At 69.2% G+C, this 266-nt stretch carries 1 protein-coding gene; it reads right to left on the bottom strand.

All coding sequences use genetic code 11. The features are described from left to right. Positions 1–266: hypothetical protein (locus tag ASE87_RS16390; protein ID WP_162235894.1), on the bottom strand; the 266-nt coding region annotated here is incomplete at both ends.

Raw genomic sequence — 266 nt, 5'->3', positions numbered from 1 at the left:
GCGACGGTGGTCGTGGCGTACTGGGGGTAGTCCTTGCCGAACCAGTAGAACGTGACGGTGGCGTTGGAGGACGCCTTGCCGCGGATCGTGGTCAGGCCCGTGGGGGCGAAGGCGTCGCCGTCCTGGTGGCTGCTGACGGTGAGGTCGGCGGGGCCGGTCGCTTCCGGCACGAGGCGCAGGGTGACTTCGCTGATCTTTCCGGCCTGGGCGGGCTGGGTGATCACGATGTCGTAGGGCTTCGTCCCGCCGAGGCCACGCGAGATCGA

Source organism: Frigoribacterium sp. Leaf44, assembly GCF_001421865.1.
Classification (GTDB): Bacteria; Actinomycetota; Actinomycetes; order Actinomycetales; family Microbacteriaceae; genus Frigoribacterium.
Note: the sequence above shows the minus strand (reverse complement) of the source record. Positions and strands in the feature narration are given on the sequence as shown.